The 6,764-nt window shown below is 75.5% G+C and carries 4 protein-coding genes and 1 pseudogene; 3 read left to right on the top strand and 2 right to left on the bottom strand.

Features of this window, described 5'->3' with window-relative positions:
• Together E1298_RS50390 and E1298_RS18110 are read left to right on the top strand one after the other, a co-directional pair.
• Positions 1–136: pseudogene (locus tag E1298_RS50390) on the top strand (RidA family protein); the annotation flags it as partial.
• Positions 126–668 carry an SDR family oxidoreductase gene (locus E1298_RS18110; RefSeq protein ID WP_243725644.1) on the top strand — a complete coding sequence of 181 codons (543 nt, stop codon included), beginning with the start codon at positions 126–128 and terminating at the stop codon, positions 666–668. The pseudogene E1298_RS50390 and the gene E1298_RS18110, both read left to right, overlap by 11 nt.
• A gap of 197 nt (positions 669–865) precedes the next feature.
• Here the strand turns inward: E1298_RS18110 and E1298_RS18105 are convergent, their stop codons facing one another.
• Both E1298_RS18105 and E1298_RS18100 read right to left on the bottom strand, forming a co-directional pair.
• Positions 866–2,317, bottom strand: coding sequence for an OmpA family protein (locus E1298_RS18105; RefSeq protein WP_131894708.1), 1,452 nt, complete (start codon positions 2,315–2,317; stop codon positions 866–868).
• Positions 2,318–2,396: 79 nt separating this feature from the next.
• Positions 2,397–5,333: an AfsR/SARP family transcriptional regulator gene (locus E1298_RS18100; protein ID WP_131894706.1), complete on the bottom strand. Its 2,937-nt coding sequence runs from the start codon at positions 5,331–5,333 to the stop codon at positions 2,397–2,399.
• A 182-nt stretch (positions 5,334–5,515) separates the two neighbouring features.
• Here E1298_RS18100 and E1298_RS18095 point away from each other — a divergent pair, with 182 nt between their 5' ends.
• The gene (locus E1298_RS18095; RefSeq protein ID WP_131894704.1) at positions 5,516–6,682 is read left to right on the top strand and encodes a hypothetical protein; all 1,167 of its coding nucleotides are present in this window, start codon (positions 5,516–5,518) and stop codon (positions 6,680–6,682) included.
• The last annotated feature ends 82 nt before the right edge of the window (positions 6,683–6,764 follow it).

Below are 6,764 nucleotides of genomic sequence, written 5' to 3'. Positions count from 1 at the left end.
CCTGGAGGCCGTGCTCGGCGAGGCCGGCATGTCCCTCGCGAACCTCGTCCGGCTCAACGTCTACACCACCGACGTCGACCGGCTCTTCGAGCACGTTCAGCGCCGACGTCACCGACGAGGACGCGGTGGCCGGGCTGGTGAGCGCGGTCGGCGGACGGCTGGGGCCGGTCGAGGCGCTGGTCATCAACGCCACCGGCCCGCAGCCCGCCATCGCGGTCGAGGACCTGACCTGGGAGTCGCACCTGGATCAGCTGCGGTTCTTCGTCAAGAGCCCGACGCTGCTGGTGCAGGCGGTGCTGCCCGGAATGAAGGCGCGGCGCGGCGGGCGGATCATTCATATCGGGTCCGACATGTTCGAGCGGGCGCTGCCCAGGATGTCCGCCTACGTCGCCGCCAAGGGCGCCCAGATCGGGCTCACCCGGTCCTGGGCGCGTGAGCTCGGGCCGCACGGGATCACCGTGAACCTGGTCGCGCCCGGCTTCATCCCGGTCGAGCGGCACGCCGACGTCGGCGCCGAGGAACGCGGAAGCTACATCGCCGACCTGCCGCTCGGACGGATCGGCACCCCCAAGGACGTCGCGGCCGCCGTCGCCTTCCTGGCGTCGGACGAGGCCGGCTACATCACCGGCGAGCGCGTCACCGTCAACGGCGGCCACACCATCGACTGACCCCGCCGGACGCACGCCCCGCCCTCCCGGCGCGCGTGCGCGGCGACCTCACCGATCACGCGGGCGCGCGCCCTGACCGGGGATGCGAAGCCGGAGGCGAGCATCCCCGGAAAGATCGCGAAGCGATGTCGCGCCCGCCCAAGCACGGTCAGCGGGTGAGCCGCTAGGCGAGCCCGCTGGGCCGGGATTGAGTGGACTCAGCCGGTCGCGATCTCGGCGGGTTGGGGCTGAGGGAAGCCGGTGACCTGGACGTCCATCGAACCGGTCTGCTGCGGGGGAGCGGCGAGCAGGCTCCACAGGATCACCTCGGCGCCCGGCGGGACCGAGCCCGCGTCCTTCGGGGTGAAGTTCTGCCCGAGGTTGCCGATGAAGTCGTAGTAGGTGGGCGCCAGGAAGCGGCAGGGCTCGTAGCGCAGGCGGGTGCCCTGGTCGGACGCCGTCACCCGGCCGGGGGTGGGCGCGTCCTCGGGGGAGTAGTGGTTCTCGAAGTCGAGCGGGAGCGCTCTGGCGGTGGGGTTGCTGACCTTGACCTGCGCCAGGACGTGGCCCGCCAGCCGCTCGACCCGGTCCACCCTCCAGCGCAGGCCCGCGTCCGCCAGGCCGGTGCCGCCGTTCGGGGCCGGTGCCGCCGAGGCCGAGGCCGAGGGCGCGAGGGTCAACTGGAGCTCCACACGCCGGTTCTGTGCGCGTCCGTCGGGATTGTCGCCGCCGCCCGGACGGGCGTTGGGCGCGATCGGACGGGTCTCGCCCGCCCCGTCGGCGCGGTAGGCGACCGCGCCGTCCAGCCTGCCGCGCAGGGCCGCCACCACGGCGGCCGCCCGTTGCTGCGATAGCCGCTGGTTGGACGGCTCGTCCCCGATCGCGTCGGTGTGGCCTTCCACGGCCAGGTTGCCGCCCACCTCCTTGAGCTGCTCGGCGATCCCTTCGAGCGCGGACTGCGCGTCAGGCAGGAGCGTGGCGCTGCCGAACGCGAACAGCACGTCGCTGGACAGCCGGAAGCCCACCGTCGCCTGCGGCCCCGCCTTGCCGGTCTTGCAGACCAGCGGTTCCACCCGGCGCTCGGCGCGGCGGGCGTGCAGGACGGCGTCGTCCTTGAGGCCGTCCGCCCCCTGCGGCTGGACCTTCACCCGCGCGGGCAGCAGGCCGCTGACCGCGACGAGCATCTCGGTGGTCTCCTTCGGCGGGGCTGAGAACACCGCTGTCACCGTCCCGGACCCGCCGGGGCCGATCGCGTCGCCGCTGCCGACGAGCGCGTCCGCGCCGCCCGTCCCGATCGGCGCGTACGCCGTGCCGTGGGACGGGTCGACCAGGCCGAGGAGCTGCTCGCGGGCGTCGATGCCCAGGTCCTCGGGCGCCACCTCGTCCCGCGTGCCGTTGAACAGCTCGAACTGCAGGACCGCCTCCCGCTCGCCCGAGCGGACCAGCCGCATGCCGCGGCCCTCGACATGGAAGGCGGACGAGACGGGCAGGGCGACGACCCCGCCGCCCCGGCCGCCGCCCTGCCCGCCGCCTTGACCGGCGGCGCCGTCCTTCTCGCCGCCGCCGAAGTCCGTGTCGAGCGCGCCGCAGGCCGACGACGCCAGGACGAGCGCCGCGGCGCCGCAGCCGATCCGGAAGATCCCCGGCCTGTGAGCTCTTCCACCGTTCATGTGTTCCCCTAGTCGCGTTCGCATGGCGGACGACGTCCACCCTGCGGGCGGGGCGTTTCACCGGCCTTTCACGGGTGTCTCAGGACGGTTCCGCGGCGAGCGCGTCGGTGACCGTGCGGAGCCGCTCGACGTAGCGGCGCCAGCCGAACCCGCCGGCCTCGTGCGCGGCGGCGGCGGTCTCGGCGACCTCGCGGGCGGCCTCGTGCTCGCCGCGTGCCAGGAACAGGGCGGCGGAGACCGTGCGGGCGGCGAGCCAGGGCGTGCTGTGCTCGGTGGTCTGCGCGTACACCGCCTTGAGGAGTCCGGCGGCCTCGTCGAGCGCGCCGCGCCTCACCAGCACGTCGGCGAGGTCGATGTGCGCCATGCCGGGCCCGTCGCTGGACTCCTCGGCGTGGGCGAGGGCGGCGCGCAGGGACGACTCGGCGGCCGCGAGGTCCCCCCGGATCCGCGCGGCGTTCCCACGGATCAGCTCGTTCAGCGGGAGGATGTGGCGGTCGTCCAGCCTGCGGGCGTACCGGTCGGACTCGGTGGCGCGTTCCACGGCCGCCTCGACGCGGCCGAGGTCGAGCAGTGCCTGCGCCTGATTGCTCAGGCCGCGGGCCAGCCCGTGCTCGTCGCCGAGCGCCCGGTCGGCGGCGAGCCCCGCCCCGTAGCGCTCGTACGCCTCCTCCGGACGGCCCGCGTACAGCTGGAGCGTGCCGAGGGCGTCGGCGAACGCCGCCATGCGCTGCTCGTGGGCGGCCTTGCGCGCCAGTTCCTCACCGGCCAGCAGCGGTGCGAACGCCTCCCGCAGGCGGCCGCGCTCGATCTCCACGATCCCCCGGTGGTAGAGCACCGTCATCGCCAGCCCGTCGTCGTCGATGCGGGCGGCGAGCCCGGCCGCGCGTTCCAGCAGCTCGGCGGCCTCCTCCAGCCGTCCTACCATCGCGCAGGCGAACCCGTGGTCGCTCAGCGCCGCCGCCCGCTCGGCCGGCTCGGCGCCCGGCGCCCCGGCCAGCGCCGCCAGATGCCGCCGGGCCTCGGCGTACCAGCCCCGGACGAGCCACGGGGTGTTCAGTTCCAGCGCCAGCCGCAGGCCCTCGGCGGCGCGGCCGGTGCCGGGCGCGTGCTCCAGCGCGTCGCGCAGGTTCGGCCACTCCTGGAAGACCTGGGCGACCGCCTCCGCCGACGCGAAGTCGTCCTCTTGGCCCGCCGCGCGGACGTGGGCCAGGCACCACGCCAGGTGCCCGGCCCTGACCGCCCCGGTCTCGCCCGCCTCGTCCAGCTTCGCCGAGGCGTGGTCGCGGACGGTCTCCAGCAGCCCGAAGCGGCGCCCGCCGGACCGTCCCTCCACGGTGATCAGGCTGCGGTCGGCCAGCTCGGTGATCGCGGGCGCGACGTCCCTCACGTCCAGCGCCGGTTCCAGGTCGGGCGCCGCCGCCACCCGCTCGGCGGCCTCCAGCGAGAAGCCGCCGCTGAACACCGCGACCCTGCGCAGCAGCACGCGCTCGCGCGCGGGCAGCAGGTCGTGGCTCCAGTCCAGGGCCGCCCGCAGGCTGGCGTGCCGCCCGCCCGCGTCCCGGCGGCCCCCGACCAGCAGCCGCAGCCGGTCGTCCACCCGCTCGGCGAGCTGCCGGACGGTCAGCGTCCGGGTGAGGCCGGCGGCCAGCTCCACGCCCAGCGGCAGGTGGTCCACGGCGGCGCAGATCGCGCCGACGACGGACGGGTCGGACGGGGCGTCGGCGACGCGCCGGTCCTCGAACAGGCGCGCGGCGGCGGACGGGTCCAGCGGCCCCAGCCGGTAGGGCTCCTCACCGGCGATGAGCAGCGGCCGCTGCGAGGTGACCAGGACGGTCAGGCGGCGCGCGCCGTCCAGCAGCCGCCCGGCCGCCTCCGCGACCTGGTCCACGAGATGCTCGGCGTTGTCCAGCACCAACAGGCCCCCGTCGAGCGCGGCGGCGCAGGCGGCGACCGGATCGGCCGCCGCGCCCTCGACGCCCGCTGCCGCCGCCAGCGCCGCCACCGCGGCGTCCTCGCCCCGCAGCGGGGCCAGCTCCACCAGCGTCACGGCCCTCCCGGCCGCCGCCACCTCGCGCGCGACCTCCACCGCCAGCCGCGACTTGCCGCTGCCGGGCTCGCCGACCACCGTCACGAGGCTCGGCCGCGCCAGCCGCTCCAGCAGCGAGGCCCGGTCGGCGTCCCGTCCGACGAAGCTCGTCACCGGACGGGGCAGCCGCACCGGTTCCGCGGCGACGGGCGACAGGGACGGGTCCTGGCGGAGCAGCCGCATCTCCATCTCGACGGTCTGCGGCGCCGGATCCACGCCCAGCACGTCGGCGAGCGCCCGCCGGAGCCCGGCCAGCCGGGCCAGCGCGTCGGCCTGGCGGCCGTCCCGGTAGAGCGCGAGCGCGAGCAGGCACGCCAGCCGCTCGTTCAGCGGATGCTCGGCGCACAGCCGGCCCAACTCGTCGCGGACCTGTGCGGACGAGCCGGTCTCCAGGTCCGCCGCGAGGCGCTCGACCAGCAGGTCCAGGCGCCAGGCGTCCAGCCGCTCGCCCTCGGACGCCCCGAACGGGACGCCCCGCACGTCCGCGAGCGACGGCCCCCGCCACAGCCCGAGCGCCTCGGCGGCGGCCGCGCGCACGGCGGCGTGGTCACCCGTTCGCGCGGCGGCGTGCGCCCGGTCGGCGGCCGACCGGGCGGCCTCCAGATCGGCCGGGCGGGCGTCCAGCGCGTATCCGCCGGGTGTGCGCGCGAGCGTGAACCCGCCTTTGCCGACCGCCGAGTCCAGGGCCGTGCGCAGCCGGGACACCAGCACGCGCAGCCGCCCGGCGGGCCGCGCGAGATCGCCGTCGCCCCACAGGTCGGCGGCGAGCCGCTCGTCCGGCACCGGACGGCCCCGCGCCAGGGCCAGGCGGGCCAGGACCGCGCGCTCCAGCGGCCGGCCGATCCCCACTGCGCCGCCGTCCCCGCGCCGGACGGCGACCGGCCCCAGGATCACGATCTCCAGCGCGGGCGGCGGTCCAATTCCGGGCACAGCGGAAGTATCCCAGGCGAGCCGCCCTAATGCGCGGGGTTATCGACCAGGACGATCACCGAATGGCATGAGTACGGATACTCAGCCGTTTCCCTGCCGGGCCCGCCACCGGCTGAGTACCCGCGCCCATCTCCCGCCCGGTCCGCGTCGCGACAATTAGGCGATTCTTGGATTGGAGGCCCATGAAAAAGACATATCGGCTGATCGCCATCGGTGCGGCCTGCTCGTGCACGCTGGCAGCCGGGGTGGCGGTCGCGGTGTCGGCGGCGACCGGCGAGGCGAAGACCGGGGCCGCGAAAACCGGGGCGGTGAAAGCCGGCGCGGCGAAGACCGTTGCCCAGTGGCGCGTCGTCGCGAGAGCGCCGTCGTTCACCTATGGGGCCTACGGGCCGCGGATCGTCCCGACCGGGCCGCGCGGCGCGTGGGTGTTCGGCGCGAAAGGCGACCGCGCCGCCGTCCAATGGCCGGCCGCGATGCGGTGGGATGGCAACGCCTGGCGGCAGGTGGCGATGCCCGCCGGGCGGGCCGGTGCCGTCGCGGCGGCGGGCGCGTCCTCGTCGGACGACGTCTGGGCCGTGACCGCCGGTGAGGGGACGCCCGCCGTGGCCATGCGCTGGGACGGGCGGTCCTGGGCGGTGACCGGGCGGCTGGCGGGGACCTCCATCACCGACATGGCCGTCGCCGGACGCCAGGACGTGTGGGTCTTCGGCACAAAGGGGATGACGGGCCGTGCCGCCGCCTGGCGCTACACGGGCAAGAAATGGACCAGCGTCCCGGCGCCCTTCGTGGTCTCCCATAGCGCCGTGCGCTCGGCCACCGACATCTGGGCCGTCGGATGGCGGAACGGGTCCGGACCGGCCGTCGGGCACTACGACGGTAAGAAATGGCGGCTGATCCCGGTCGGCGGGGCGCTACCCCGCAAGGTGCGGAACTCGCTGAGCCCGGCGACCTCCTACCTCGCCGTCGCCGCCGCAAAGGACGGCGTCTGGGTCACCGGCGGTGTGGCCGGCCCGAGCGTGACCCGCGACAGTGCTTTCCTGCTGCGCTTCGACGGCCGTGGCTGGCGATACGAGAAGGCGGCGAAGGCCACGGGGCCATGGGCCTACGGAGCCGCGCCGGTACCCGACGACCACGGCGGCGCATGGTTCCTCGGCTCGACCGACGTCAACGGCTTCCAGCCCGCGCTCGTCCACCGTTCGGCCGCGGGGAGATGGCAGCGGACCCCCATCCGGGTGCCCGGGGCCACGGACCTCCAGATGTCCGCGCTCGCCCGCCTCCCCGGCACCTCGCAGCCGCTCGCCGCCGGTATTCCGGACGAGGGAGGAGCCGTGATCCTCACCCACCGCTGATGGCCGCCGTCCCCGCGCTTTCCGTCCGGGGGATTCGCCGCGCGCGCATGGCACAGTACGGATAGGCGCTGCGATCTGACGG

The organism is Actinomadura rubrisoli, assembly GCF_004349215.1.
In the GTDB taxonomy this organism is placed as follows: Bacteria; Actinomycetota; Actinomycetes; order Streptosporangiales; family Streptosporangiaceae; genus Spirillospora; species Spirillospora rubrisoli.
Note: the sequence above shows the minus strand (reverse complement) of the source record. Positions and strands in the feature narration are given on the sequence as shown.

Bases quoted from the DNA above. Each gene is read 5' to 3' on its own strand.
- E1298_RS18105 (WP_131894708.1), bottom strand. From the start codon at position 2,317: ATGAACGGTGGAAGAGCTCACAGGCCGGGGATCTTCCGGATCGGCTGC.
- E1298_RS18095 (WP_131894704.1), top strand. From the start codon at position 5,516: ATGAAAAAGACATATCGGCTGATCGCCATCGGTGCGGCCTGCTCGTGC.